The organism is Bradyrhizobium centrosematis (assembly GCF_045571495.1).
GTDB lineage: Bacteria > Pseudomonadota > Alphaproteobacteria > Rhizobiales > Xanthobacteraceae > Bradyrhizobium > Bradyrhizobium centrosematis.
This window is the reverse complement of sequence record NZ_CP120703.1, coordinates 5,721,800-5,746,464: the sequence shown is the minus strand read 5'-3', so window position 1 is coordinate 5,746,464 and position 24,665 is coordinate 5,721,800. Positions and strand designations below refer to the sequence as shown.

Annotated in this window: 22 protein-coding genes and 1 pseudogene; 8 read left to right on the top strand and 15 right to left on the bottom strand. The window is 66.0% G+C overall.

Features of this window, described 5'->3' with window-relative positions:
- Nucleotides 1-98: 98 nt before the first annotated feature.
- The 5 genes and pseudogenes from smc to P6U31_RS27430 all read right to left on the bottom strand — a co-directional run bounded on the left by smc (nt 99) and on the right by P6U31_RS27430 (nt 5,670).
- Complete coding sequence (smc, locus tag P6U31_RS27450; RefSeq protein ID WP_407184872.1) at nt 99-3,563, bottom strand: chromosome segregation protein SMC; 3,465 nt, start codon at nt 3,561-3,563, stop codon at nt 99-101.
- 217 nt (nt 3,564-3,780) lie between these two features.
- A complete protein-coding gene (locus P6U31_RS27445; RefSeq protein WP_407184871.1) occupies nt 3,781-4,452 on the bottom strand; it encodes a DsbA family protein in 672 nt (223 codons plus the stop codon).
- A gap of 122 nt (nt 4,453-4,574) precedes the next feature.
- Nucleotides 4,575-5,072, bottom strand: coding sequence for a DUF721 domain-containing protein (locus P6U31_RS27440; RefSeq protein ID WP_407184870.1), 498 nt, complete (start codon nt 5,070-5,072; stop codon nt 4,575-4,577).
- A gap of 13 nt (nt 5,073-5,085) precedes the next feature.
- The gene (locus P6U31_RS27435; RefSeq protein WP_407184869.1) at nt 5,086-5,406 is read right to left on the bottom strand and encodes a HigA family addiction module antitoxin; all 321 of its coding nucleotides are present in this window, start codon (nt 5,404-5,406) and stop codon (nt 5,086-5,088) included.
- Nucleotides 5,381-5,670: pseudogene (locus P6U31_RS27430) on the bottom strand (type II toxin-antitoxin system RelE/ParE family toxin). The gene P6U31_RS27435 and the pseudogene P6U31_RS27430 overlap by 26 nt, the downstream one beginning before the upstream one ends.
- Nucleotides 5,671-5,779: 109 nt before the next feature.
- Here P6U31_RS27430 and mutY point away from each other — a divergent pair.
- The gene (gene mutY / locus P6U31_RS27425; protein ID WP_407184868.1) at nt 5,780-6,844 is read left to right on the top strand and encodes an A/G-specific adenine glycosylase; all 1,065 of its coding nucleotides are present in this window, start codon (nt 5,780-5,782) and stop codon (nt 6,842-6,844) included.
- 64 nt (nt 6,845-6,908) lie between these two features.
- The gene (locus P6U31_RS27420; RefSeq protein WP_407184867.1) at nt 6,909-7,328 is read left to right on the top strand and encodes a PaaI family thioesterase; all 420 of its coding nucleotides are present in this window, start codon (nt 6,909-6,911) and stop codon (nt 7,326-7,328) included.
- Nucleotides 7,329-7,408: 80 nt separating this feature from the next.
- Here P6U31_RS27420 and P6U31_RS27415 read toward each other — a convergent pair whose 3' ends face one another.
- Nucleotides 7,409-8,686 (bottom strand): flavin-dependent oxidoreductase, encoded by a 1,278-nt coding sequence (locus P6U31_RS27415; RefSeq protein WP_407184866.1) that lies wholly within the window; start codon nt 8,684-8,686, stop codon nt 7,409-7,411.
- A 126-nt stretch (nt 8,687-8,812) separates the two neighbouring features.
- On the opposite strand from P6U31_RS27415, the gene P6U31_RS27410 reads away from it, so the two are divergent.
- The gene (locus P6U31_RS27410) at nt 8,813-9,433 is read left to right on the top strand and encodes a glutathione S-transferase family protein (protein ID WP_407189957.1); all 621 of its coding nucleotides are present in this window, start codon (nt 8,813-8,815) and stop codon (nt 9,431-9,433) included.
- A gap of 97 nt (nt 9,434-9,530) precedes the next feature.
- Here P6U31_RS27410 and P6U31_RS27405 read toward each other — a convergent pair whose 3' ends face one another.
- Nucleotides 9,531-10,454 carry a LysR family transcriptional regulator gene (locus P6U31_RS27405; protein WP_407184865.1) on the bottom strand — a complete coding sequence of 308 codons (924 nt, stop codon included), beginning with the start codon at nt 10,452-10,454 and terminating at the stop codon, nt 9,531-9,533.
- Between the two features lie 92 nt (nt 10,455-10,546).
- Between P6U31_RS27405 and P6U31_RS27400 the strand changes: the two genes are divergently transcribed.
- Nucleotides 10,547-10,990, top strand: coding sequence for a nuclear transport factor 2 family protein (locus P6U31_RS27400; RefSeq protein ID WP_407184864.1), 444 nt, complete (start codon nt 10,547-10,549; stop codon nt 10,988-10,990).
- Nucleotides 10,991-11,111: 121 nt separating this feature from the next.
- On the opposite strand, the gene P6U31_RS27395 is transcribed toward P6U31_RS27400, so the two are convergent.
- A complete protein-coding gene (locus tag P6U31_RS27395; protein ID WP_407184862.1) occupies nt 11,112-11,357 on the bottom strand; it encodes a hypothetical protein in 246 nt (81 codons plus the stop codon).
- 234 nt (nt 11,358-11,591) lie between these two features.
- Here P6U31_RS27395 and P6U31_RS27390 point away from each other — a divergent pair, with 234 nt between their 5' ends.
- Nucleotides 11,592-13,601 carry a methyl-accepting chemotaxis protein gene (locus tag P6U31_RS27390; protein ID WP_407184861.1) on the top strand — a complete coding sequence of 670 codons (2,010 nt, stop codon included), beginning with the start codon at nt 11,592-11,594 and terminating at the stop codon, nt 13,599-13,601.
- Nucleotides 13,602-13,660: 59 nt separating this feature from the next.
- On the opposite strand, the gene P6U31_RS27385 is transcribed toward P6U31_RS27390, so the two are convergent.
- The 3 genes from P6U31_RS27385 to P6U31_RS27375 form a co-directional block, all read right to left on the bottom strand.
- A complete protein-coding gene (locus P6U31_RS27385) occupies nt 13,661-14,341 on the bottom strand; it encodes a glutathione S-transferase family protein (protein ID WP_407184860.1) in 681 nt (226 codons plus the stop codon).
- 127 nt (nt 14,342-14,468) lie between these two features.
- Nucleotides 14,469-14,795, bottom strand: coding sequence for a hypothetical protein (locus P6U31_RS27380; protein WP_407184859.1), 327 nt, complete (start codon nt 14,793-14,795; stop codon nt 14,469-14,471).
- A 167-nt stretch (nt 14,796-14,962) separates the two neighbouring features.
- Nucleotides 14,963-16,093, bottom strand: a complete 1,131-nt coding sequence (locus tag P6U31_RS27375) for a site-specific DNA-methyltransferase (protein WP_407184858.1) — start codon at nt 16,091-16,093, stop codon at nt 14,963-14,965.
- Nucleotides 16,094-16,504: 411 nt separating this feature from the next.
- Here P6U31_RS27375 and P6U31_RS27370 point away from each other — a divergent pair, with 411 nt between their 5' ends.
- Together P6U31_RS27370 and moaB are read left to right on the top strand one after the other, a co-directional pair.
- Complete coding sequence (locus P6U31_RS27370; protein WP_407184857.1) at nt 16,505-17,443, top strand: neutral zinc metallopeptidase; 939 nt, start codon at nt 16,505-16,507, stop codon at nt 17,441-17,443.
- A gap of 142 nt (nt 17,444-17,585) precedes the next feature.
- Nucleotides 17,586-18,149 carry a molybdenum cofactor biosynthesis protein B gene (gene moaB, locus P6U31_RS27365; protein ID WP_407184856.1) on the top strand — a complete coding sequence of 188 codons (564 nt, stop codon included), beginning with the start codon at nt 17,586-17,588 and terminating at the stop codon, nt 18,147-18,149.
- Between the two features lie 242 nt (nt 18,150-18,391).
- Here the strand turns inward: moaB and P6U31_RS27360 are convergent, their stop codons facing one another.
- Both P6U31_RS27360 and P6U31_RS27355 read right to left on the bottom strand, forming a co-directional pair.
- Complete coding sequence (locus P6U31_RS27360; RefSeq protein ID WP_407184855.1) at nt 18,392-19,321, bottom strand: GNAT family N-acetyltransferase; 930 nt, start codon at nt 19,319-19,321, stop codon at nt 18,392-18,394.
- 62 nt (nt 19,322-19,383) lie between these two features.
- Complete coding sequence (locus P6U31_RS27355) at nt 19,384-19,959, bottom strand: glycosyl transferase (protein ID WP_407184854.1); 576 nt, start codon at nt 19,957-19,959, stop codon at nt 19,384-19,386.
- Nucleotides 19,960-20,280: 321 nt separating this feature from the next.
- On the opposite strand from P6U31_RS27355, the gene P6U31_RS27350 reads away from it, so the two are divergent.
- Complete coding sequence (locus tag P6U31_RS27350; protein ID WP_407184853.1) at nt 20,281-21,120, top strand: RMD1 family protein; 840 nt, start codon at nt 20,281-20,283, stop codon at nt 21,118-21,120.
- Here P6U31_RS27350 and P6U31_RS27345 read toward each other — a convergent pair.
- Nucleotides 21,114-22,721, bottom strand: coding sequence for a PEP/pyruvate-binding domain-containing protein (locus P6U31_RS27345; protein WP_407184852.1), 1,608 nt, complete (start codon nt 22,719-22,721; stop codon nt 21,114-21,116). The genes P6U31_RS27350 and P6U31_RS27345 overlap by 7 nt on opposite strands.
- A gap of 10 nt (nt 22,722-22,731) precedes the next feature.
- Nucleotides 22,732-24,660 (bottom strand): hypothetical protein, encoded by a 1,929-nt coding sequence (locus P6U31_RS27340; RefSeq protein WP_407184851.1) that lies wholly within the window; start codon nt 24,658-24,660, stop codon nt 22,732-22,734.
- Between the last annotated feature and the right edge of the window lie 5 nt (nt 24,661-24,665).

The window sequence follows — 24,665 nt, the reverse complement described above, 5'->3', positions numbered from 1 at the left end:
GTCATGGCGGGACGCGCACAGCGCGAACCCGCAAGCTGGAGATTGCAGCGCGAGATTCCGGGGTCTCGCTGCGCGAGCCCTGGAATGACGCCGGAGGATCACGCCACGTTCTGGTCGAGAATGTCCACCGCCTCTTGCAGGCTCACCGACACCAGCTGCGAGACGCCGCGCTCGGCCATGGTGACGCCGAACAGGCGATTCATCCGCGCCATCGTGATCGGGTTGTGGGTGATGATGATGAAGCGCGTGTCGGTCGAGCCGGTCATCTCGTGGAGGAGGTTGCAGTACCGTTCGACGTTGTGGTCGTCGAGCGGCGCGTCGACTTCGTCCAGCACGCAGATCGGCGAGGGGTTGGTCAAGAACACCGCGAAGATCAGCGCCATCGCGGTCAGCGCCTGCTCGCCGCCGGAAAGCAGCGACAGCGTCTGTGGCTTCTTGCCCGGGGGTTTTGCGATGATCTCAAGGCCGGCTTCGAGCGGGTCGTCGCTCTCGATCAAATGCAGCGCGGCCTCGCCGCCGCCGAACAGCTCGACGAACAGACGCTTGAAGTGGTTGTTGACGATCTCGAACGAGGTCAGAAGCCGCTCGCGCGCCTCCTTGTTGAGGCTCTGGATGCCCTGGCGCAACCGCTTGATGGCTTCGACCAGGTCGTCGCGTTCGGTGACGAGGCCGGTGTGCTGCGTCTCGACCTCGCGCAGCTCCTCCTCGGCGCGCAGATTGACGGCGCCGAGGCGCTCGCGGTCGCGGCGCATCTTTTCGAGGTCTTCCTCGATGTCGTGCAGCGGCGGCAGCTCGGCACCGGGCTCGATCTCGGCAAGGCCGGCAACCGCCTGCGGCTCGACCTCGAGCATGTCGCGGATCTCGCGCTCGATGTCTTCCAGGCGGCGCCGTGCGCCTTCCATGCGCTCCTCGGCGCGGGCGGTGGCCTCGCGGGCGCTGGAGAGTGCTTCCAGCGTCAGCTTGGCGACGCGGTCGGTCTCAGCCATCGCGCTTTCCGCGGCGGCGAGCGCGTCGGCGGCCATGCGACGGTCGTTCTCGGCGTACTCGATCTCGGTGATCAGCGCGCTGCGCTTCTCGGCGAACACGGCCGGCGCGTTTTCGAGCTCGCTGCGCTCGATCGTGAGCTCGGCGATGCGGGCCTGGATGGTGTCGATATGGGAGGCCGCGCTTTCCTTGCGGTTCTGCCACTCGGTGCGCTCGGCGAGGATCGCCTGCACCCGGCGGTCGGCGAGCTCGGCCTCGCGTGCCAGCGCCTGCGCCTCGGCCCGAACCTGGGCGGCCATGCGGCGGTGGCCTTCGATGTCGCTGCGGACGGCGGCGAGCTGGGTCTCGGTGTCCTCGCTCGAGGGCAGCTCGCCGATGCCGGCCTGGGCGTATTCGTAGGCGGCCTCGGCTTCGGCGCGGTCGGCGGCGAGGCGGCTGTGCGCTTCCGACAGCGTCGCCTTGCGCGCGGCATGGCGGCTGATCTCGCGCTCGGCATTGGCATGGCGCTCGCGCGCGACGTTCAGCTCGCGCTGCGCGGCGCGCCAGGCTTCGCGGCTGGCGCCTTCGGTGCTCGCCGCCATCTGCAGCTCGGATTCCGCGTTCTCCAGCGCCTGGCGCTTGATCTGCGCGTCGATGCGGGCCTGCTCCAGCTCGTTCTCGATGTCGACGAGACGAGCGCGCTCGGCGAGGCGCCGTGCGGCACCGGTCGGGGCGTGCGCCGCGGCGACGAAGCCGTCCCAGCGCCAGACGTCGCCCTCGGGCGAGACCAGCCGCTGGCCGGTCTTGAGCTGCGACACCAGCTCTGCACCGCGCTCGCGCGGCACCACGCCGATTTGCGCCAGGCGGCGCGCCAGCTCGGCCGGCGCCTGCACGTGATTGGCGAGCGGCACCGCGCCTTCAGGCAGCTCGGGATCGCCTTCGGTGTGGCCGACATTGGTCCAGCGCATCGGCGCCGACGGGTCGATCGGGGCGTCGAGATCGTCGCCGAGGGCGGCGCCGATCGCTTTTTCAAAACCCTTGTCGACGGTGATGCCGTCGATGATCGGCGGCCACAGATTCTTGGTCTCGCCGTTGACGATCTTGGAGATCGTGCGCGCCTCGGTCTCGAGCCGCTGCACGCGCTTGTCCGCTTCGACCAGCGGCGAGCGCGAGGATTCCAGCGTCTGGCGCGCGGCGACGTGCGCGGCTTCGCTGGCCTGCGCGGCGGCTTCGGAAGCCGCCAGCGTCTGCTCCGCGGTCTCCACCAGCGCGGTCAGCTCGTCGAGATCGCCGAAGCCGCCGGTCGCCTCGGTGAGCTTCTGTTCTTCCGCCACGACGCTCGCGATCTCCTGGTCGAGCCGGGCGAGCTTGTCGCGATGGGTGCGGACGTTGGCTTCGAGCTGGTTGCGCTTGGCGGTGAGGTCGGCGAGTGCGGTGGTGAGCTCGGCGAAGCGCTGCTCGGTTTCGGTCAGCACCGCCTCGGCTTCGGCGACGCGCTCGTCGACGCCGGAGCGCTTCTCGACGCGAGACTTGATCTCTTCCTTCAGCTCGGCGTCCTCAGTGTCGAGCCGCTGCAGCGCGACGTCGGCATCCATGGTCTGCTGCTGGGCGCGGGAGATGTCGCCCTCGAACTGGGCGAGGCGGCGCTCGAGCTCGGCGACGCGCTCCTTGGCGCGCTCTTCCTCACGGTCGAGCTGCTCGCGGGCATTGGTCAGGCGCTGCAAGCCGGCAGCGGCGCGCGCTTCCGCATCGCGCAGCGCGGGCATCTCGGCGGCGCGGATCGCCTGGATGCGGGCGGCCGCGGCCTGATGCTGGGTGCGTTCGGCCATCTCGCGGACGGCGAGGTCGTGGGTCTGGCCGGATTCGTTGACGTCGGCATGGGCGCCGATCCAGCGCAGGTGGAACAGCGTCGCCTCGGCCTTGCGGACCTTGGCCGCGACCTCGCGATAGCGCACGGCCTGGCGGGCCTGCTTCTTCAGGCCTTCCATCTGGCCGGAGAGCTGGCCGATCACGTCCTCGACGCGGGTGAGGTTGGTCTCGGCGGCCTTCAGGCGCAGCTCGGCCTCGTGGCGGCGGGCATGCAGACCGGCGACGCCGGCGGCGTCTTCCAGCACGCGGCGGCGCTGCTCGGGCTTGGCCTGGATGATCTCGCCGATCTTGCCCTGGTGGACGAGGGCGGGCGAGCGCGCGCCGGTGGCGGCGTCCGCGAACAGGATCTGCACGTCGCGGGCGCGCACGTCGCGGCCGTTGATGCGGTAGACCGAGCCCGCTTCGCGTTCGATACGGCGAGAGATTTCGAGCAGCTGGCTGTCGTTCATCGCCGCCGGCGCGGTGCGATCGGCATTGTCGATCGTCATCGTCACTTCGGCGTGGTTGCGCGCGGGACGGTTGCCGGAGCCGGCGAAGATCACCGCATCCATGTCGGCGGCGCGCAACGACTTGTAGGAGGTCTCGCCCATCGCCCAGCGCAGCGCTTCGACGAGATTCGACTTGCCGCAGCCGTTGGGCCCGACCACGCCGGTCAGGCCGGGCTCGATGACGAAGTCCGTGGGCTCAACGAAGGACTTGAAGCCGTGAAGTCGCAGGCGGGTGATTTTCATAAGCACGCATCTCTGTTGGCAGGCGCGAATCCCCCTGCCGGGACAATACCATGGAAGGCAATGTCGCTATCCGGGCGAGTCGCGCGAGGCGCCTCATGCGGCTGGACAATGGCCGCGGTGCGCCGCGAGGGCAACCGGCGAAAGCCGTTTTTCCCAAGGGATTTATGCCGGGAAAGCTACGGCTTTCGAGATGCGAATCAGGATCTTGACGAGCGAATCAGCTCTTCAGCAGCGGATTGATCTTCTTGGCGAACTCCTCGAACGAGGCCTCGCCCTTGATCTTCTCGCCGTTGATGAAGAAGGTCGGCGTCGAATCCACCTTGAGCACGTCGCTGGCGTATTTCTGGTCGGCGGCGATCTTGTCGAGCAGCGCCTGGTCCTTCAGGCAGGCCTCGACCTGCTGCTGGGTGAGGCCGGCCTGCTTGCCGATCCGCGTCAGGGTCTCGGTGGTGTTCTTCATCACCCAGTCGCTCTGTTGGCGGAACAGCATGTCGGTGACGGCGAAGTATTTCGGTGCGTCGCCATTGGCGATGCAGCGCGACAGCATCGAGCCGGCCGCGGCTTTGATGTCGAGCGGGAACTCGCGGAAGATGTAACGCACCTTGCCGGTGTCGATGTATTCCTTCTTGATCTTCGGGAACACCTGCTCGTTGAAGGCGGCGCAGTGCGGGCAGGTCATCGAGGCGTATTCGGTGATGGTGACGGCGGCGTCGTTCGGGCCGAGCGCCATGTCGGGCAGCGACACCGGCTTGGCGACGTCGGCTGCCGACTGGGCCATTGCTTCAGGGATCATGGCGTCAGAGATCAACCGCAGCGGTGAGAGCCCGGCGATCGCGGCAAGCCCGGTCAGCGACAGCATCGTGGTGAAGGCGCGGCGGGTGATGATCAAGGTCGGCTCCCGGATTGGCAAGGTTCGCCCGAGGTTCCCGGGCGGCCTGTCGCTAGCTTGAAACGTGGTTTGAGGCAATGGCGAGCGACAGGGGCGGGTCCAGATTAGCGGCGGAATGAGGCTCAATTTCGCTTGATGGCGGCCCCGAGCCGCGCCAGCGCCGCCTTGAGCTCTTCATCCTCGATGTCGGTCAGGCCCTCCGCCACCTTGGCGACGGCCTTCGGGTCCGGCGGTCCCGGTCGCTTCCGGGCGCGGGGCCGCGACAGGGGCGCCTGGCGGAAGGCCAGCTTGCCGACTGCGCTCCAGCCGAAGAAGCGGTTGACCCGCTCCAGGATCACGTCGGCGGAATGCTGGATCTCCAGCGCCATCGGCCCCTCGACCCGGAGCACCAGCGTCGCCGGCTCCTGCGGCTGCCCCTCCACCGGTCGCGGCCATTGCATCTTCAAGGGCTCGGCATGGGCCGCGATCTCGGGCCCCGCAATCTGCGCCCACCGTGTCACCAACTCGCGGGCCGCAAAGCCCTGCTTGGCGTAGGCTTCGGCAAAGACGTCGTCGAGCAGGATCCCGAGCGGTTTTGCGCTGATGGGACCGGGCTTGAAGATAGGGCCGGATTTGGACATGGGGCCGCGTCCGTCATGCCGCCGCGCGGGGCCGAATGGCCCTGAGATCGCGATCTATCTCGCGCCGTCGCTGCATCAGATCGTAGTCCATCTGGAGCCCCAGGAAAAAGCCCTCCGATAAACCAAAATAGCGGGCGAGCCGCAGGTCGGTGTCGGCGGTGATGTCGCGTTTGCCGAGGACGATCTCGTTGATCCGCCGCGGCGGTACGTGAACGGCACGCGCCAGCGCGTTCTGGCTGAGCTCCATCGGCTTCAGGAACTCCTCCAGCAGGATCTCGCCGGGATGGGGATTGCGGAGGAGCCCGTTCCTAGTGGTAGTCGACGATTTCAACATCTCTCGGTCCTCCCTCATCCCACACAAAACAGATACGCCACTGACCGTTGATCCGGATCGAATGCTGACCTTCGCGGTCGGCTTTGAGGGCTTCCAGGCGGTTGCCCGGAGGAACCTTAAGATCAGCCAACACCCGCGCTGGTTCAGCAAGCGCAGTTTTCGCAAAGCCACACTCTGAATGTCGGGCGGCAGTTTTCGACTTCGCCGCCCGGACCAGATCAACTCTGTCTCGGCGTTGGCGAAGCTCCGGACATGCCTGTGTATAACGCAAGACGTTATAGCGCGCAACGGCCCGGTCCCGCTGGCCACAGGCGGCATCCTACTCTAGTAAAGGCGAATGCCCTCCATGATTGCGCGCAAGAAGGAAAAGAGCGTGACGACAAGCACGTCGTCGGCTCGTCCGGTCGCGCTTCTTCAGTGGTACGACCGCCACCGACGCCGACTGCCCTGGCGCGCCGCGCCGGGCGAGGCGTCGGATCCCTACTGCGTCTGGCTCTCCGAGATCATGCTCCAGCAGACCACCGTGAAAGCGGTCGGCCCGTATTTCGAAAAATTCATCGCGCGCTGGCCGGATGTCACGGCGCTGGGGCGGGCTTCGCTCGACGACGTGCTGCGGATGTGGGCCGGACTCGGCTACTACTCGCGCGCGCGCAACCTCCATGCCTGCGCCGTGGCGGTGACGCAGGAGCATGGCGGCACCTTTCCCGACACCGAAGAAGAGCTGCGCGCACTGCCGGGCATCGGGCCCTATACGGCGGCGGCGATCGCGGCGATCGCCTTCGACCGCCGCACCATGCCGGTCGACGGCAATATCGAGCGCGTGGTGTCACGGCTGTTCGCGGTCGAGGTTGAGCTGCCGCAAGCCAAGCCGCTGATCCAGCAACTGGCCGCGACGCTGCTGGGGGATTCTCGCGCCGGCGACAGCGCGCAGGCGCTGATGGATCTCGGCGCCTCGATCTGCACGCCGAAGAAGCCGGCCTGCTCGCTGTGTCCGCTGAACGAGGACTGCACCGCGCGTGCGCAAGGCACCCAGGAGACGTTCCCGCGCAAGGCGCCGAAGAAGAGCGGCACGTTGCGGCGCGGCGCCGCTTTCGTGGTGACGCGTGGCGACGAGCTGCTCGTCCGCTCGAGGCCCGAAAAGGGCCTGCTCGGCGGCATGACGGAGGTGCCGGGCTCGGACTGGCTCGCCTGTCAGGACGATGCAACGGCGAAGCAGCAGGCGCCGCAGCTGAAGGGGGTGTCGCGCTGGCAGCGCAAGGTGGGCGTCGTCACCCACGTTTTCACGCATTTCCCACTCGAACTGGTGGTCTACACAGCAAGGGTGGAGGTGCGCACCCTCGCCCCTGAAGGCATGCGCTGGGTGCCGATCGCAACCCTGGCCGATGAAGCGCTGCCCAACGTCATGCGCAAGGTCATCGCGCACGGACTGAGTCTCTAGGATCCATCCTGCTGACAGCAGGCTGTCAGCAGCCTTGCGCTAACAGGGGCAAAGGAGATCTCGCATGGTCAAGACCGCGCTCGACAGCTTCCCACGGCCCCCCTGCGCCGAGCTATTGGGCTGGCGCCTGCTCGATGCGCGCCCTGAGGAGGGGTGGATCAAGCTTGCCTTCGACGGCAAGCCGCTGTTCTGCAATCCAGCGGGGTTCATCCAGGGTGGCATGCTCTCGGCCATGCTCGACGACACCATGGGCCCGGCGGTGCTGGTGATGAGCGAGGGCCGGCTCTACACCACGACCATCAGCATGACCGTGAATTTCCTCAGCCCCGCACGGCTCGGGACCATCATCGGCGAAGCGAAGGTGACGCAGCTCGGCAAGACCATCGCCTTCGTCGAGGCCAAGCTGACGGCCGAGGACGGCACCGTGCTGGCGACGGCAAGCGCGAGCGAGCGGCTGCTGGAGGCCACGAGGGTGGTGAAGTAAAGTAATTTGGCTGCGCATGCGGTACCCCTCCTCCCCTTGCGGGAGAAGGGGGCATCGATGCGCATCTCGCTCGGAAGCGGTCACGCCCTCGCGCGCGCGTCCCTGCTCACGATCGGCGGCTTCGCATTCAGCGCTTCCACCTGGAAACCCGCTACGCGCTTATAGTTCGCGGCGATGTCCTCCAGCTCCTTTTGCGAGAGTACGTCGGTGACGACCTTGTATCCGTCGGGCGCGCGCTCCTCGACCAGCTGCATCACCTGCTCCGGGCCGTTCTTGCGATTGAGCAGGACAAGATCCGTGGTTGCGGGCCGGCGCTCGGCCTCATAGGCGAGCAGCGCCGCGGTCGTCGGGCCATGCGCGAGAATCTCGCGGGTAATGACGCGAGCATCGAGGATCGCCTGCGAGGCGCCGTTCGAACCGATCGGGTACATCGGATGTGCGGCATCGCCCATCAGCGTGACGCGGCCGAAGGTCCATTGCGACACCGGATCGCGGTCGACCAGCGGATATTCGTAAGCGTGCGGGCAGTTCCTGATCAGGGCGGGCACGTCGAGCCAGTCGAACGTCCAGCTTTCGAACCAGGGCAGGAACTCTTCCAGTCGCGCGGTGCGGTTATAGTCCTCGCGCCGCCACTGATAGGTCGGCGGCATGTGGCGCTCCGCCACCCAGTTGATCTGATGGTTGCCGTCGGCGTCCGGTTCTTTCGAGATCGGATAGCAGACGAATTTCAGGATCTCGTGACCGGCCATGATCATGGTGCGGCCGGTGAGGAAGGCTTTTGCCGGCGTGACGCCGCGCCAGAGGATACGGCCGTTCCAGATCGGCGGGCCTTCGTTGGGATAGAGCTTTTCTCGGGCGGCGGAATGGATGCCGTCGGCAGCGATCAGGATTGCGCCGTCGTAGGTGCCGGCGGCCTTGCCGGTCGCCTTGTCGACGAAATCGGCGCGGATGCCGTTTGCCGTCTCGGTCCATCCGGTCAGATGATGGCTGGTGAGGATGTTGTCGCGGCCGAGCCGCTCGACCGCGGTATCGAGCAGGATCTGCTGCAGCGTGCCGCGATGGATCGAGAATTGCGGCCATTTATAGCCCGCCTCCAGGCCGCGCGGCTCGCTCCAGATCGGCTTGCCGTGCTTGGAGAAATAGGCGAGCTCGCGGGTTCGCACGCCGCTGGCGTCCAGCCTGTCCAAAAGGCCGAGTTCGATCAATTCGCGCACCGCATGCGGCAGCACGTTGATGCCGACGCCGAGCGGCTTCAGCTCGGCGACGCTCTCGAACACTTTTACGGGAACGCCGATCTGGTGCAGGCTGAGCGCAAGCGTTAGCCCGCCGATGCCGCCACCGGCGATGAGTACGGTCATGACAAATCCCCCTCCGATTGACGGCGTCTTCGCACAGCCGGGCGGCCGTGGGCAACTGCGAACAGCTCGCCTATGGACGGCGCGGCGGAGGACCGGTAACCTCGGGTTTTCCCCATGAGGTCCGACATGCTCAAGCTCTACTACGCCACCGGCACCTGCGCGCTCGCTACCTACATCACCCTGGAGGAGGCCGGCGCCGACTACACGGCCGAACGGTTGAGCTTCAAGGACAACCAGCAGAACAGCCCGGACTATCTCGCGATCAACCCGAAGGGCCGCGTGCCGGCGCTGGTGACCGATCGCGGCGTGCTCACCGAGACGCCGGCGATGCTGGCTTACCTCGCGCAAGTGTTCCCCAAGGCGAAGCTTGCGCCGCTCGACGATCCCTTCGACTTCGCCCAGGTGCAGTCGTTCAATTCCTATCTCTGCTCGACCGTGCACATCAATCATGCCCACAAGATGCGCGGCGCGCGCTGGGCGACGCAGGAGAGCTCGTTCGCCGACATGAAGGCGATGGTCCCGAAGACCATGGCCGCGTGCTTTGGCCTGATCGAGCAGAAGATGTTTCGGGGACCCTGGGTGATGGGCGATCAGTTCACCATCTGCGATCCCTATCTCTACACGCTCTCGACCTGGCTCGAAGGCGACAGCGTCGACATCAAGGCGACGCCGAAGATCGCAGACCATTTCAAGCGCATGTCCGATCGGCCTGCCGTGGCCAAGGTCATGGCCGCGCAGAAGGCGTAGGAGCGCAGCTGTTGTAGGGTGGGTTAGCGCAGCGTAACCCACCTCTTCTGACGCTGCGGAAACCAAGGCGGTGGGTTACGCCTTCGGCTAACCCACCCTACGCGAGTTTTCGCTTGGCTTGCTCCAATTCCCGCCCCGTCTCCAGCATCAGCCGCCGCAGCCAGATTGAGCCGGGGTCCATCTGCGCCCGGGTCGGATGGAACATGAACTGCTCGTCGATCCCTGGGTCGAGCGGCGGCGTCACCGCGACGAGGCCGAGCTGCTTCGAGAGCGCCGCGATCAGCCGGCGCGGCACGAAGGCAACGAGGTCGGTGCGGGCGGCGACATGCAGCGCTTCGAGATAGCCTGACACCACCAGCGAAATGTGCCGCTCGATGCCCTTGGCTCGCAGCCAGGTGTCGATCAGATCCTCCGGCTGGCCGCGGATGATGACGCCGACATGGCGCGCGGCCAGGAACGTCTCGCGCCGCTTCAGCTTCGCCGCCATGGGGTGGCCGCGCCGGACCGCCAGCGCATCGCTGTCGGTATAAAGCAATTGCCGGTGAAAGCCCTTGAAGGCGTTGCCGATCGAGATCACGAGATCGATGGTGCGGGCAAACTCGGCGTGGAAGATCGCAGGTCCCCGCCATGGCACGACGTCGATGCGGACGTTGGGCGCGGCCTTCGTCACCTTCTCCATCAGGGGCGGTATCAGCAGCTCGACCGCAAGATCCGGCATCATCAGGCGGAATTGCCGCTCGCTGCGTGCGGCATCGAATTCGTCGGGCACGAACAGTCCGCGCACCTGGTCGAGCGCCTGAGCGAGCGGCGCGCGCAGGGCCTGCGCCCGCGGCGTCAGCTCCATGAGTGCGCCGGTGCGCACCAGCAGCGGGTCACCGAAGATGTCGCGCAGGCGTTGCAGCGCGTGGCTGGTGGCCGGCTGCGACAGGCCGATGCGCATGGCCGCGCGGCTGACATTGGCCTCGCGCAGCAGCGCGTCGAGTGCACTCAGCAGATTGAGGTCAAGCGAATTCAAATTCATGCGGTGAATAGATATCATATTTCATATCGATTTGAAGAATTATGCTGCAGCAGCAATGATCTTCCGTGTTCTCACCAAACGGAGATGCCGCCATGAGCGCGAGCGCCAACAAGAAACTGATGCAGGATATTTTTGCCGTCGCCGCCAATCCCGATCCGGCCGCGCGCGATCGCGCCCTGTTCGTCGCAAGCCTTGCCGAGGATGCCAAATGGGTCGTCACCGGCCAGTATTCCTGGTCACGCACCTTTTCGGGCAAGGAGGCGATCCTCAACGACCTGCACGGCTATGTGCGCACTCGCCTGCGCGACCGCACGCGCACCGTCGCGCACCGGTTCATCGCCGACGACGATGTCGTCGTCGTGGAAGCCAAGGGTGACAACGTCACGCCCGAGGGCCTGCGCTACGACAACGACTATTGCCTGGTGTTCCGCCTCGAGGACGGCAAGATCAAGGAGATCCGCGAGTACTGCGACTCGATCCTGACAGAGAGGGCGCTCGGTCCTTTCCCGCAGGCGCCGGTAGGGCTTACGAGCTGAGAAGAGTGAGGACCACCTCTGCAGGCCCGCTTTATCAGGCCGGGCCGGTGAGGGTCGTGCGGGCCTGGCGGGCCCTGGTCGAGATGGTCCGGATCGCGCGCGCCCGGTCCCGGGCTCGAGATCAACTCGCAGCCATGACCGAGCGGGAGCTTCTCGACTGCGGGATGACCAGGGCAGAGATCATGTACGAGCTGCACAAGCCCCGCTGCCGGACATAGAGTCCGACGGACATGGTTCGCGACTGCCCGGATTTTCCAGTGCCGGCGGAGTCTTTTTGGATTCCGCCGGCGTCGAAGTGGTCGAGCACGCGCTGGGCAAATTGCAGCAGGCCGGCGCCTGATGAGCTGTCGTATGCAGCACTCTGCATGACGGCGCGCCTGCATACGCGAACTTTGCATAGCTGCCGATAATAGCAGCAGATTTCGTGCCGGCTGATCTTAATCGCGCGAAGAATTTGAAGGTTCAATTAACGAGTGTCCCCCATTGTGTCGCGGTGCAGCGTGGGTCGAAGGACGCGACCTGCGGCTGCCGGGGTGGCCGATGACGATCGCCGGGATCGTTCGGTCGCTCGAATTGAAATGCATCTTGGTGGACAGTGGGAATGCCGAAGTTTCGTTTGCGGATCAGGGGACGCCTGTACGCAGGCTTCATGGCCCTGGTGGCGGTCGGTCTCGTGATGGCGTTGGTTGCCGTCTGGAATTTGCGGGAGGTCCAGGATCAGGTCGCAAGACAATCCGCGCTCTCCGACAGCACGGCGCGCGTGCTGGAGATTTCGACCCATCTTCAGGCAATCCAGCGCGCCAACCTGCGCTACATCTACGATGCCAACGAATCCGCGATGAAGGAGGCCCAGGAGCGGGAAACCGCAGCGACCGAGCTGTTGCGGGTCGGTGCGAAGGGAACGGCCTCCGAGGAGCGGCGAGCGCTCTATAACGGCCTCATCGACGACATCGCCAAGATGCGACGGCTGCGTGACAATCTCGGCGACGCCATCAACGAGGCGAGAACGGGCAAGGCAACGCTGCTGCCGAGCGGCGAGGAGCTCGCCGCCAAGGTGGGCAAGCTGGTCGATACGGCGCGCGCAGCCGTCGACGAAGACACCGCGGCCCTCGTCGCCGACCTCGAATCCAGAATCCTCCTTGTTCGGATTGCAAACTGGCGTTTCCTGGCGCTCCGCGACACCCAGGGACCGGCCAACTTCCGGTCGAGTGTGGATAGGGCGGCGCAACGGCTCGCGGCTCTCGAAAAGAGCCCACAGGCGACGGAATTGCGATCCACGCTCGCGCCGGTGAAGACCTCGCTCGGCATCTACAAATCTGCTTTCGAGGCGACCTCCGCGGCGATGCTTCAGGCTGACGAAATCTATCACAAGAACCTCGCGCCCCTCATTGTCGACAGCATTGGCAAGCTCAAGGCTGCTGAAACGACGCTGAAGAAGGACTATCAGGACTCGCGTAGCCATGCCGAAGCCGTGATCGCCGGCACGACCACCGTGCAGGAGATCGCCGGCGGCATTGCCAGCCTGTTCGGATTGGTCGTCGCCTTCCTGATCGCCCGCAGCATCGTCGGCCCTCTGACCGCGATGACGCGTGCGATGGGGCTGATTGCCGGTGGCAATCTCGCGGTCGAGATCCCCGGCCGCGGCAAGGCCGACGAGATCGGCGACATGGCCAAGGCGATCCAGGTGTTCAAGGACAACATGGCCGAGACCGAGCGCCTGCGCGCCGAGCAGGCCGAGGTCGAGGCACGGCAGGCCGAAAGCCGCAAGAAGGACATGACGAGGCTCGCCGACCAGTTCGAGCAGGCCGTCGGCGAGATCGTCAACACGGTGTCGACGGCATCGAGCGAGCTCGAGGCCTCCGCCGGCACCCTGACCACGACCGCTTCGCGGGCGCAGGATCTGTCGACGGAGGTCGCCAGCGCCTCGCAGGAGGCCTCGGCCAACGTCCAGGCGGTCGCCTCGGCGACCGAGGAGCTCTCCTCCTCGGTGTCCGAGATCGCCCGTCAGGTGCAGGAATCTGCCCGGATCGCCGGCGAGGCCGTCGGTCAGGCGAGCCGGACCAACGCGCGCGTCGGCGAGCTCTCCAAGGCCGCGGCACGGATCGGGGACGTGGTCGAGCTGATCAGCACCATCGCCGGCCAGACCAACCTTTTGGCGCTGAACGCCACCATCGAGGCGGCGCGCGCCGGCGATGCCGGCCGCGGCTTCGCCGTGGTTGCCTCCGAGGTGAAGGCGCTGGCCGAGCAGACCGCGAAGGCAACCGGCGAGATCGGCCAGCAGATCTCCAACATCCAGGCCGCGACCGAGCAATCGGTCGGCGCTATCCGCGAGATCAGCTCCACCATCGAGCGGCTGTCGGAGATCTCGTCGACGGTTGCCGCCGCCGTGGAGCAGCAGGGCGCGGCTACGCAGGAGATCTCCCGCAACGTCCAGCAGGCGGCGCATGGCACGCAGAGGGTGTCGTCGAACATAGGCGACGTGCAGCGCGGCGCCTCCGAAACCGGATCGGCCTCATCGCAGGTGCTCTCCGCGGCGCGCTTGCTGTCGGCCGACAGCAACCGCCTCAAGGTCGAGGTCGCCAAGTTCCTGAACTCGGTCCACGCGGCCTGACGTCTCAAACGCAAGAGGCCACGCGCGCGCGCGTGGCCTCGAAGAACGGCACGGCGTAATCAGGCCACCTTGGTCATCATGTGCTTGAACATGTTGGCGCGCGCCTCGTCGTCCATCTCGGCCTTGAAGGTGAACTTGTCCTTCAGCGCGATCGCACGTGCCGCCGCAGGGCGCGCCGAGATCTCGTCGACCAGCCGCTTCACGTTCGGGTAGCGCGCAAAGGCGTCGTCGCCGAGCTTGAACGGCAGCATCCGCGCCCAGCCCCACAGCGCCATGTCGACGATCGAATAGCCGTCACCCACCATGTAGCGGCGGCCTTTGAGGTGAGCGTCGAGAATCCTGTAGTGGCGGTCGGTCTCGTACTGGTAGCGGTTATGGGCGTAGTCGTGGTTCTGCTCCTTCGGGGCAAAATGCTTGAAGTGCACGGCCTGACCTGAATACGGGCCGACGCCGGTGGCCACGAACATCAGCCAGGACAGCAGTTCGGCGCGGTTGGCGGGCAGGAATTTGCCGGTCTTCTCGGCGAGATAGAGCAGGATGGCGTTCGAATCGAACACGATGGTGCCGCCATCGTCGATCGCCGGCACCTTGGCATTCGGATTGATCTTGAGATATTCCGGCGTGAACTGCTCGCCCTTGCGGGTGTCGATCTTCACGGGCTCGAAAGCAAGGCCGGCCTCTTCCAGGTAAAGCGCGACCTTGGTCGGGTTCGGCGAGCCGTTGAAGTAGAATTTGAGCATCACACATCTCCCCAGTGTTTCTTGCCGAGAGCGAACGCAGCAACATTGCCACGCCGCCTCTCTTGCCGAACCGCGCCGGAGGGAGCAACCGGCGAGTTTGCCGGGCGGTATCTGCGCCCTGCGCAGATCAGCCGGCGTAACAAAGGCCGATCGCCGCCGTAAGGACCATCGCCGCGCCGACCGCTTCAAGGCGCAGCCCGAGCCGGGCGGCGAGATGCATGTCTGAGGCCCGCGCCGCGCGCTCCGAGCCGCGCGAGTAGCCGTGAACGATGACGTCCTGATTGAAATTGTCGTGCGCCTCGTTGCTGGAGGCGAGGCCGACGCAGATCACGAGCACGCCGAACAGCGCGAGGCCGAAGAATCCGAGCAGGGCGATCAGGAACATCGGAAACATGCCGACCAGGAAGATCGGCAGCAGCGGCACCAGCAGCAATGTCTCGGACTGTCGTCGCATCGGAGCAGGCCGGTCAGGACGGGGCTGATCGGCCGAATCTAGTGCTGGCCGTGGCGGCTTTCAACCAGCAGTGCTGTCATTCCGGGGCGCGCCTCTTGGCGCGAGCCTGCCGTGGCTGGATGAATTCCGGGCTCGCGCTTCGCGCGCCCGGGAATGACGGAGAAAAATTACTCCGCCGCCATGCCGGCTCGGATTTCGGCGCGCAGCTCGTCGATCAGCTTGAGGCCCTTCTTGGTCTCGACGTGCCAGAAGGTCCAGCCGTTGCAGGCCTGCGCGCCCTGCGCCACGGCACCGATGCGATGGATCGAGCCGACCTTGTCGCCGAGCATGATGGCGCCGTCGGCGCGCACCAGGGCGCCGAGCTTCTTCTTGGCATCGAACAGCTTGGTGCCGGGCATGATCATGCCGCGTTCGATCAGTTCGGAGAACGCGACCCGCGGCGCTTCCCGCGCGGTCATGAACGGGGCGAGGCTCTCTTCCGGCAGCGGCTCGACCTTGGCGATGCGCGCTTCGGCGGCGTTGGCGTAGGTCCTGTCGCGCTCGAAGCCGATATAGGAGCGGCCGAGGCGCTTTGCGACCGCGCCGGTGGTGCCGGTGCCGTTGAAGGGATCGATCACGAGATCGCCGGGCTTCGACGACGACAGCAGCACGCGCGCCAACAACCCTTCCGGCTTCTGCGTCGGATGCACTTTCTTGCCGTCGGCGCCCTTGAGGCGCTCCTCGCCGGTGCAGAGCGGGATCAGCCAGTCGGACCGCGCCTGCACGTCCTCGTTGGCGGCCTTCAGCGCCTCGTAATTGAACGTGTAGCCCTTGGCCTTCTCGTCGCGCGCGGCCCAGATCATGGTCTCGTGCGCGTTGGTGAAACGGCGGCCGCGGAAATTCGGCATCGGGTTCGACTTGCGCCAGACGATGTCGTTCAGGAGCCAGAAGCCGAGGTCCTGCATGATCGCGCCGACGCGGAAGATGTTGTGATAGGAGCCGATCACCCAGATCGTCGCCGACGGCTTCATGGCGCGGCGCGCGGCAAGCAGCCAGGCGCGGGTGAAATCGTCATAGGCGGAGAACGAATCGAACTTGTCCCAATCGTCGTCGACGGCGTCGACATGGGATTCGTCGGGACGCTTGAGATCGCCCTTGAGCTGGAGATTGTAGGGCGGATCGGCGAACACGAGGTCGACCGAACCAGCCTGAAGCTTCGACATCTCGGCAACGCAATCGCCGACGACGATACGGTGCGACGGAGACTCAAAATTTGTGCGGGGCGCCCTTGCAGACGCCCCGCGACGCGACTCTACCATGACTCAAGAACTCTGACTCAGGCGACGCTGTCGGCGACGCGGGACCAAACAACCGACTGACCGTTACATTGAAGCGGCAAAGTAAAAATCGACTTAACCCGCCGTTTTGTTGAGCAGGCTTCGCATCGCGTTCTGCGTGCGTATCGTCGCGCGCATTCGCTGTATTTTACGGGGGATTTCGCATTTGCTTGGGCGGCGGACGCAATCATGGCTGCAAAAAGGCCGTAAATTTCTCTCGGAAAAAATTGCTCGACCCTCGGAAAAAATTGCTGGCCTCGACATGCTGCCGCACTAGGCAATTTTTGCCGGCCACGATATTGATAGAGGCAACGGAAATTTTACCTCTGTGGCGCGTTGAGCTTTCGCGTTCTTGCGCACCGATGAATCAGGGACCCCAAAGGGAAGGCCGCCATGCGTTACGATGACTTCCGCCGCAGCGACGACATCGAGGATCGTCGCGACGAAGGTGGCGGCTTTGGCGGCGGAGGCGGCGGGTTCGGCCTGCCCATGGGCGGCGGCGGGCTCGGCATCGGCACGATCATCATCCTCGGTCTGGTCGGCTACGCCTTCGGCATCGATCCGCGCATCCTGATCGGCGGCGCCGAGATCCTCACCGGTGGCGGCCATGCGCCGACCTATCAGACCGATCGCCAGGCCTCCGCCGGCAAGCGCGGCGCGCCGACCGACGAGATGGGCAGCATGATCTCCGGCATTCTCGGCGAGATCGACGACCGCTGGAGCGAGATCTTCCAGGCCTCGGGCCAGTCCTATACCGGCCCGAAGATCGTGCTGTTCCGCAACGCCACCAATGGCGGGCGCTGCGGCATGGCGCAGTCGGCGATGGGCCCGTTCTATTGTCCGCCGGACCGCACCATCTTCCTCGACACCGGCTTCTTCCGCGAGGTCGAGACGCGCTTCCGGGGCTGCTCCGGCAAGTCGGCGTGCAACTTCACCACCGCCTACATCATTGCGCACGAGGCCGGCCATCACATCCAGAACCTGCTCGGCATCATCCCGCGCGTGACGCGGCTGCAACAGCAGGCCGGCAGCAAGGCCGAGGCCAATGCGCTTCAGGTCAAGGTCGAGCTGCAGGCGGATTGTCTGTCGGGTGTCTGGGTCAATCGCGAGGCGAAGAAGCGTCCGAACTTCCTCGAGCCCGGCGACATCGACGCCGCGCTGACGACGGCCAGCGCGATCGGTGACGATACGCTGCAACGCCAGGCCACGGGGCGTGTGGTGCCGGACTCCTTCACCCACGGCTCGGCCGCGCAACGCAAGCAATGGTTCATGACCGGCTACCAGCAGGGCACGGTCCAGGCCTGCAATACGTTCGGCGCGGGAGCGTTGTAGGTCTCGCCCAGGATGCAGCGCGAATTATGATGCGCGATTGCGCATCTCGAAATCCGGGAGTAGTGGCGTCGTCCTGAGGCGCTTGCCGTCAGGCGCGCACCTCGGGATGATGGCGGTGGATGTTGAAGGCAGGTGCAGGGCTATGGCTTCGATCGACGAAACGAAACAGTTCATCCCGCTCAACATCGCGGTGCTCACCGTGTCCGACACGCGCGCGCTTGAGGATGACAAGTCCGGCCAGACCCTGGTCGATCGTCTCACCGCTGCCGGCCATCGTCTCGCCGCGCGCGAGATCGTCACCGACGACGTCGAGGCGATCCGCACCGTGATCCGCCGCTGGATTGCCGATAGTGGCGTTGACGTCGTCATCACCACCGGCGGCACCGGCTTCACCGGACGCGACGTCACGCCGGAGGCGATCGAGCCGCTGTTCGAGAAGCGCATGGACGGCTTCTCGATCGCATTCCACATGCTGAGCCACGCCAAGATCGGCACGTCCACGATCCAGAGCCGCGCCACGGCGGGCGTCGCCGGTGCGACCTACATCTTCTGCCTGCCGGGCTCCCCCGGCGCCTGCCGCGACGGCTGGGACGGCATCCTCGCAGCTCAGCTCGACTACCGCACGCGGCCCTGCAATTTCGTCGAGATCATGCCGCGGCTGGACGAGCATCTGCGCAGGCCAAAGGCCCAGGGCGCGACAGTGTGAGCGCGTTGTTGCGGATAACGTCTGGCTGATCGAGGCACGGTCTTCTTCCTTCTTCCCTTCTCCTCTTGTGGGAGAAGGTGGCGCGAAGCGCCGGATGGGGGCTATCACATGCACCGACGCTCGTTGAGGCATACCCCTCACCTAAGCGAATCTGTGTCAGCCAGCGGAGACGCCCTCTCCCACAAGGGGCGAGGGCACATCAATGTGCATCTCGCCACGATGCGCATTCGCCGGCAGCAAGCTCAGAGATCCAGCTCCCACGTTTCCCCGATTAGATCCTGTCCAAAGCTGTGATGCGGCTCGGTCGCGACCAACTTGAATCCCGCACTTTTGTAGATCCCGCGCGCGGCGACCAGGATGCTCTGCGTCCACAGCGTCATCTTGCTGTAGCCCCGCTCGCGTGCGCCCTGGATGCATTGCTCGACCAGCGCGCGGCCGACGCCGAGCCCTCGCGCTTTCTTCTCCACCTGCAGCAGGCGCAGCTTGGCGATCTCGTCCGTGGCCTTGACCAGAAAGACCGAGCCGACCGGCTCGCCGCCGACTTCCGCGATCCAGCAGTGCTCGCGCGCAGCGTCGTAGTTCTTGATGAACTGCGCGCAGATCTCGGCGACGAGCGCCTCGTAGCTGATGTCCCAATTGTAGTCCGCCGCATAGGCGGCGGCCTGGCGGGAGATGACCCAGCCCATGTCACCGACCCGATGGCTGCGCAGCATGAAAGCCGCGGGCTGGATTCGGCGTTGCTCCAGCAGGGCCTCGATGGTCGCCATCGCCTGCGTGAGCCGCGTTGCATCGCTGGCTGAAAGCGGAGCCAGCATTGCTGCGACCTCATTTTGCGAGCTCAGGTTCAGCTTGGCGAAGGTCTGGCGGCCCTTGGCGGTGAGGCTGAGCTGGTATTGCCTGCGATCTGCGGGCAGCGGCTTGCGCGTGATCAGCCCCTTCTCGTCGAAGCTCTGGACGATGCGGCTGAGATAGCCGGCATCGAGACCGAGCTCGCTGCCGATCTCCTTGGCCGCCAGCTCGTCGCGATGGGCGAGCTCATAGAGCACCCGGGCCTCGCTGAGCGAAAACGGGGTCTGCCCAAGGTGCTGATCGAGCACCCCAAGCTTGCGGGTATAGAAACGGTTGAAGGCGCGGACCGCGGCGATGTGGTCGTCGGAAGCTTCAAGTGACATGGGGCACCTCGATACTTGCCATTGTCAACTAATTGTTTGACTTTGGCAAGTATCTGGCGGCCTCAGGCGACCATGACGATCCGGCTGCGCAGCAGGGTCCGGGACGAGCGGCCGAGCCGCCGGAGCAGCCGCGCCTCGGATCGGCGGGCTTGCGGCGGGTAGCCGCCCAGCCGGTCGTAATGATCACGCGCGATCAGAAGCCCCTGATCGCCGAGCGGGCCGATCAGCCTGCGCGTCACCGCCTGGAGGATGTCGCGCAATCCGGTATCGGCGTAGGGCGAGCGGGCATAGCGGAACACCGCGGCGCGGTCCCGTCCGCTGGCCGCGACGGCCTGGATGAACTGGCTGGTCTCCTCGATCCAGCCGGTTTCCAGCACGGCGCCTGCGGGCAGGAACATCAACCACGGTGAACGGGCCTGGAGCGCGCCGGCCGCGAGCGCGGCACCCTGCGAGGCGCCCTCGAAGCCGACGAAACGGCAGCCCGCGACGTCGGCAACGCGCTCGATGACGCCGTTGCCGGTGCCGTCGACCAGGAGCACCTCGCGGATGACGCCGGCGGCGGCGCCGGGGACCAGCGCGGCCAGAGTGGCCACGGCCGTCTGCTCGACGCCTTCGGTCGGAATGATGACGCTCAGCATGATTGTGGCTTCAAGGTCTGCACTTCGGGAGAAGCGTAGCTCGCTATGATGCTGTCATAAACCCGTAGCGTTGCCGAGTGCAACTTTCTGGCGGTGCTTCGGCGCCGATGGTAAACCGCGGCCGGTCACCGCAGCCAAATGTGTCAAGTGCGGGCTGCAGACGTTGCCGAATGTTTCGGCACAGGCTGGTCCCGAGGGTATTAACCCCTGGTTTCACTGCGCCACTGCGCAGTGCCGCAACGGGTTCGGCGGGAACGATGCGCCTTGCGCGAAAGGTTCGGGGCGGGAAATGTGTGACTTTGGTGCCGGCGGAGGCCTCACATGAACGCCGATCAACTCGCTGTTGGCGCGGCGCCGACATCGCCGAAGCAGGGGGCTGCGCCGAGCTTGCGGATCCGGGCGCTGATGCTCGGTGACCGCATCAATGCCTCCGGCCTGGAGATCGGGACGCTGGTCTCTTCCACCCCGGCCGCTTTCCGCGTCCATGCCGGTCTTGCCGTGATCTTCCGCTACGGCGTCGTGGTGCTGATCGGCCTGCTCCCTTCGGAGGAGAAGGTTCTCATCGACAGTCTGAAGTCACGCGTGACCGGAGAGCTCAGCCCCTACGAGGAGGAGATCGCGCAGGCGCAGCTCTGCAACGACGAGGCCGCCGAGGCGATCCAGCCCGGCGGGCCGATCTGCCTTGCCAAGTTCTCCGACGACCGGCTGCTGCTGGTTGCGGATGCGCTCGCCAAGAGCACCTCGCTCGCGCGCGACGAGCGCCGCGTGGCCGCGGTCTTCGATGTGATCGAGCCGTTTGCGCGGGAGCTCGCCGAACACGGCCGCACGCCGCGCCGGCGCAGGGGCATCCTGCAACTCATCGGCAATGCACTCTTGGTGCAGCAGCGCGTCGCCGGCCGCGTCGCGATTGCCGAGAAGCCCGACGTGCTCTGGGAGAAGCCCGAACTCGACCGGCTCTATTCCCGCCTGGAAGACGAGTACGAGTTGAAGGAGCGCCTCGACACGCTCGAGCGCAAGCTCACCGCGGTGTCGGAGACCGCCAACGCGCTCACCGACATCATCGACACCCAGCGCTCGCTTCGCCTCGAAGTCGCAGTGGTGGTGCTGATCGTGATCGAGGTCGCGATCGGCTGTTTCCAGATCCTGACCGGCACTCACTGAGGCGCAGCGGCGAGCCTGCCATGTCGGCCGGATTGCGCCTTCCAGGCGGCGATCTCGGCGAGCTCGGCTTCGGGCCGTGACCGGATCGTCTCGCAGCGCCCGAGATAGAGCTCTCCGGCGTCGCCTTCGATCGTGATCCACTCGCCTTCGGCAAGGTTGAGACTGCCGAGCTGGGCATGCTCGCCGGCAGGGTCGATCTTCAACTCACGGCAGCCGACCACGCAAGGCTTGCCCATTTGCCGCGCCACCAGGGCTGCATGCGAGGTGCGCGCACCGACCGCCGTGACGATGCCGGCGGCTAAAGTGAATCCCGCTACATCGGCGGTGCTGGTGTCGGGACGCAGCAGGATGACCGGCTCGCCCGCGGCCGACAGGCGCTGCGCGCTTTCGGACGAGAACGCCGCCCGTCCGATACCGATGCCGCCGGAGGCGCCGATGCCTGTCGCTGCGGGTTTGCCTGAGGAAACCAGCCGCGTTTCCGCGAGCGAGGCGAGGTCGATATCCGCCATCCGTTCCAGTGCCTCGTCTTTCGAGATCAGCCCTTCATGCACGAAGTCGATCGCGATCCTGACGGCGGCCCGCGGCGTGCGCTTCGCCGCCCGGGTCTGGAGGATCCAGAGCTTGCCGGTCTCGACCGTGAACTCGACATCCTGGACATCTTCGAACGCGCGCTCAAGTTGCCTCAGAATATCGCCAAGTTCGGATTCCAGCTTCGGCAACTCGCGGGCGATCGCTTCGGTCGTGTCGGGTACGCGCCTTCCGGAAACGACGTCTTCCCCCTGCGCATCGAGCACAAGATCAATCATTGGGCGCCGCGCGCCCGTCGACGGATCGCGCGAGAATGCCACGCCTGCGCCGGAGCCAAGGCCGCCATTGCCGAAGGCCATGGCCTGCACGGTCACGGCGGTCCCCTCCAGCGTCTCGAGGCGCTGGAGGCTCCGATAAGTCCGCGCGCGCTCGCTGGTCCAGGAGCGATAAACAGCTTGGGCTGCCTGCAACTGCGCGAAGGCATCCTCCAGCGAGCCATCGGCGCGATCCTCGATCAGCGCCTGCTCGCGGCCGGCGAGCCGTTCGAGCGCTTCGCTGTCGAGCTCGCGGTCGCTGCCGGCGCATTCGGCTGCGACGAGTTCGGAGATCTGCGCAGCAAATCCAGCCGGGTCGAGCTCGAGCACGGTCTCGCCAAAGCTCTCCACGAAACGACGCCGGCAATCCCAGGCGAGCCGCGGCCGACCAGTCGCACGGATCAGGCCATGCACGGCGTCCAGCGTGCAGCCGACATTGAGAACGGTGTCGAGCATGCCCGGCATCGATCGCGCCGCACCCGAGCGCACGGAGACCAGCAGCGGCTGCCGGCGGTCGCCAAAGCGCTTTCCGGTCGCGCTCTCCAGGAACGAGATGCCCTCCTTCAAGCCGTCGCGCAGATGTCCCGTGGCGTGCGCATGGCCGGCAATGATGTCGGCGCAGAGCTTGACCGGGAGCACGAAGGCCGGTGGCACCGGCAGGCCCAGTGCAGCCATGCGGGCGAGGTTGGCGGCCTTGGCGCCGATCTCTTCGGCCGGCCGCAATTCGGAGGCTTCACCGCCGATACGCACGATATGCATGGTGGTTCCCTCAAGCTGCAAGATCGATCATGATGTGGCGGCGGAGCAGATGACCGAACGCGGCGAAACGGTCGGTTGCGCGCTCGACGGCGCGGGCGAGCTCGATCACCGACAGCGAGGTCGCGACGTCGAAGCCGCCACAAAAGACCAGGGCGGTCGTCGCGCGTTCGCGGTTGTCGGCGGCGTGCTCGGCATCGATCAGACGGGTCACGGCGGAGAGCGCGTCCTCCGAATCGGCGCGCCGTCCCTCCGGCACGTCGATCGCAGCGGCGACGCCGCTTGCGGCGATTTCGGTGGCGGTCTCGGCCACCGTGCAAAGCTCGGCCAGCGATGTCAGCAGGGCCGGATCGGTCCTTTCCGGCATCAGCGAGGCGATGAAGGCGGCCTGCTCCAGCTCGTCGACGGCTTCCTCGGCGCGATCAATCAACTGCCCGATCAGCGGACGCGCATTGAGGCGGTCGACCTCGTTGCGGCTCTCGAATGCGATTCTATCTGCCTTTCGCTCGATCGTGCCGCAACGCTGCGTCAGCAGCGTGCCGTCCGCGGGCTGCCCGGCCCGCAATGCGGCGATATGGCGCGAGATCGCCGCGACCAGATCGTGGGCGAGACCGATCTGCCGCAGCACCACTGCCAGCAAAGCCCCGTCGACGCGATCCAGGTGCCGCATCAGGTCGGCTTCGATCTGGTCGCGCACCGTCCTCACCGAGCGGCCCGCGAGCAGTGCCTCGGTGGAGGCGCGCAGCGAGGCCTTTAGAAAATCGATTGCGGCGTTGCGTCCGAGCGCCTGGTCGAGCCGTTCGCCGAAACCGATCCGCGTCGGGGCGGCGTTGCGGACGGCCGAGCCCAGCAGATCATTGCCGCCGAGCTCGAGGAAGCCGCGATGGCCGATCCGCTGACGGGCAGCCCATTCCAGGATGCGGGCCGCGTCCTCCTTGGCAACCCAGGTCCTGAGCAGCTTGCGCGCCTTGTTCCAGTCGATCAGGAAAACCAGTGCGGCCCCGAGCGCGGCGAGGAACTCGTTGCGATCGGCGGCGTGGTCGCCCTGATACTGCCCGGTGACGAGATAGAAGGAATTGTCCTCGCCGAGGCCTGCGGCGGTGTGACGATCGAGTCCACTCCAGGTCGCCTCGAAATCGTCGAACAGCGAGATGAAGAACTTCGCCCGCGCCAGATGCACGTCGGTGTAGGTGACCGTCACCGCGTTCTTCTTCACCGTGATGACAACGACATGGGCATCCGTGGTGCCGATATCGTTCTGGATCAGCAGCCGGCCGCCGGCGCGTGTGGCCATGGTGTCGAGGCCGGGATGATTGAACTTGAGGCCGCGCGTGGCGTTCAGGCCCTTCATGAAGGCGGCAACGGCCGGCCGGTCCTCGCTGTGCAAGCCAAAGACGTGGGCGCCGTCGAGCGCTTCTTCCGAGCAGCTCGTTGCCAGCCTGTTGAGCTGCTTGTGCAGATCCATGACGAGGCGATGCAGGCTGTCGCCGCCCGCGTCAGCCACGCCGGTCAGACGCACGATGTGGGACAGCGCGATCTCGCCTGTGGCGTCGAGCAGGCCAGCCGCGCGGATCGTGTCGAGGCGCGCCTGCGCTCTCTCGCCTTCGCTCGCCGCGCCGGCGCCGACAGCGCGGATCATGGTCGCGGCATCGTCCGCAATCTCCTGCATCAGCTTGGCAAGATCGGGAGCCGTGAGCCGACCCGGTCCGATCAGATGGGCGCCGCCGATCAGCGCCGCGATTCCCGCAGGGGCGATGCCCGCAGTCCGGCTCTCGACGCCAAGGTCGCTCGCGGGCCGACCCGGCTCTTGCGCGTGCTGGGCGGCCGCCTGCAGTGCGCTCATCCGCACCTTGATGCGGTCGTTGGCGGCGAGCCCTTCGGCCACCAGCGCGGGCAACAGGATGCCGCCTTGTCCGAGCTCTTCGATGATGTGGGTCTTCATGTTCC

Bases quoted from the DNA above. Each gene is read 5' to 3' on its own strand.
- smc (WP_407184872.1), bottom strand. From the start codon at position 3,563: ATGAAAATCACCCGCCTGCGACTTCACGGCTTCAAGTCCTTCGTTGAG.
- P6U31_RS27440 (WP_407184870.1), bottom strand. From the start codon at position 5,072: ATGTCCAAATCCGGCCCTATCTTCAAGCCCGGTCCCATCAGCGCAAAA.
- P6U31_RS27435 (WP_407184869.1), bottom strand. From the start codon at position 5,406: ATGTTGAAATCGTCGACTACCACTAGGAACGGGCTCCTCCGCAATCCC.
- P6U31_RS27420 (WP_407184867.1), top strand. From the start codon at position 6,909: ATGGTCAAGACCGCGCTCGACAGCTTCCCACGGCCCCCCTGCGCCGAG.
- P6U31_RS27415 (WP_407184866.1), bottom strand. From the start codon at position 8,686: ATGACCGTACTCATCGCCGGTGGCGGCATCGGCGGGCTAACGCTTGCG.
- P6U31_RS27410 (WP_407189957.1), top strand. From the start codon at position 8,813: ATGCTCAAGCTCTACTACGCCACCGGCACCTGCGCGCTCGCTACCTAC.
- P6U31_RS27405 (WP_407184865.1), bottom strand. From the start codon at position 10,454: ATGAATTTGAATTCGCTTGACCTCAATCTGCTGAGTGCACTCGACGCG.
- P6U31_RS27400 (WP_407184864.1), top strand. From the start codon at position 10,547: ATGAGCGCGAGCGCCAACAAGAAACTGATGCAGGATATTTTTGCCGTC.
- P6U31_RS27395 (WP_407184862.1), bottom strand. From the start codon at position 11,357: ATGCAGAGTGCTGCATACGACAGCTCATCAGGCGCCGGCCTGCTGCAA.
- P6U31_RS27390 (WP_407184861.1), top strand. From the start codon at position 11,592: ATGCCGAAGTTTCGTTTGCGGATCAGGGGACGCCTGTACGCAGGCTTC.
- P6U31_RS27385 (WP_407184860.1), bottom strand. From the start codon at position 14,341: ATGCTCAAATTCTACTTCAACGGCTCGCCGAACCCGACCAAGGTCGCG.
- P6U31_RS27380 (WP_407184859.1), bottom strand. From the start codon at position 14,795: ATGCGACGACAGTCCGAGACATTGCTGCTGGTGCCGCTGCTGCCGATC.
- P6U31_RS27375 (WP_407184858.1), bottom strand. From the start codon at position 16,093: ATGGTAGAGTCGCGTCGCGGGGCGTCTGCAAGGGCGCCCCGCACAAAT.
- P6U31_RS27370 (WP_407184857.1), top strand. From the start codon at position 16,505: ATGCGTTACGATGACTTCCGCCGCAGCGACGACATCGAGGATCGTCGC.
- moaB (WP_407184856.1), top strand. From the start codon at position 17,586: ATGGCTTCGATCGACGAAACGAAACAGTTCATCCCGCTCAACATCGCG.
- P6U31_RS27360 (WP_407184855.1), bottom strand. From the start codon at position 19,321: ATGTCACTTGAAGCTTCCGACGACCACATCGCCGCGGTCCGCGCCTTC.
- P6U31_RS27355 (WP_407184854.1), bottom strand. From the start codon at position 19,959: ATGCTGAGCGTCATCATTCCGACCGAAGGCGTCGAGCAGACGGCCGTG.
- P6U31_RS27350 (WP_407184853.1), top strand. From the start codon at position 20,281: ATGAACGCCGATCAACTCGCTGTTGGCGCGGCGCCGACATCGCCGAAG.
- P6U31_RS27345 (WP_407184852.1), bottom strand. From the start codon at position 22,721: ATGCATATCGTGCGTATCGGCGGTGAAGCCTCCGAATTGCGGCCGGCC.
- P6U31_RS27340 (WP_407184851.1), bottom strand. From the start codon at position 24,660: ATGAAGACCCACATCATCGAAGAGCTCGGACAAGGCGGCATCCTGTTG.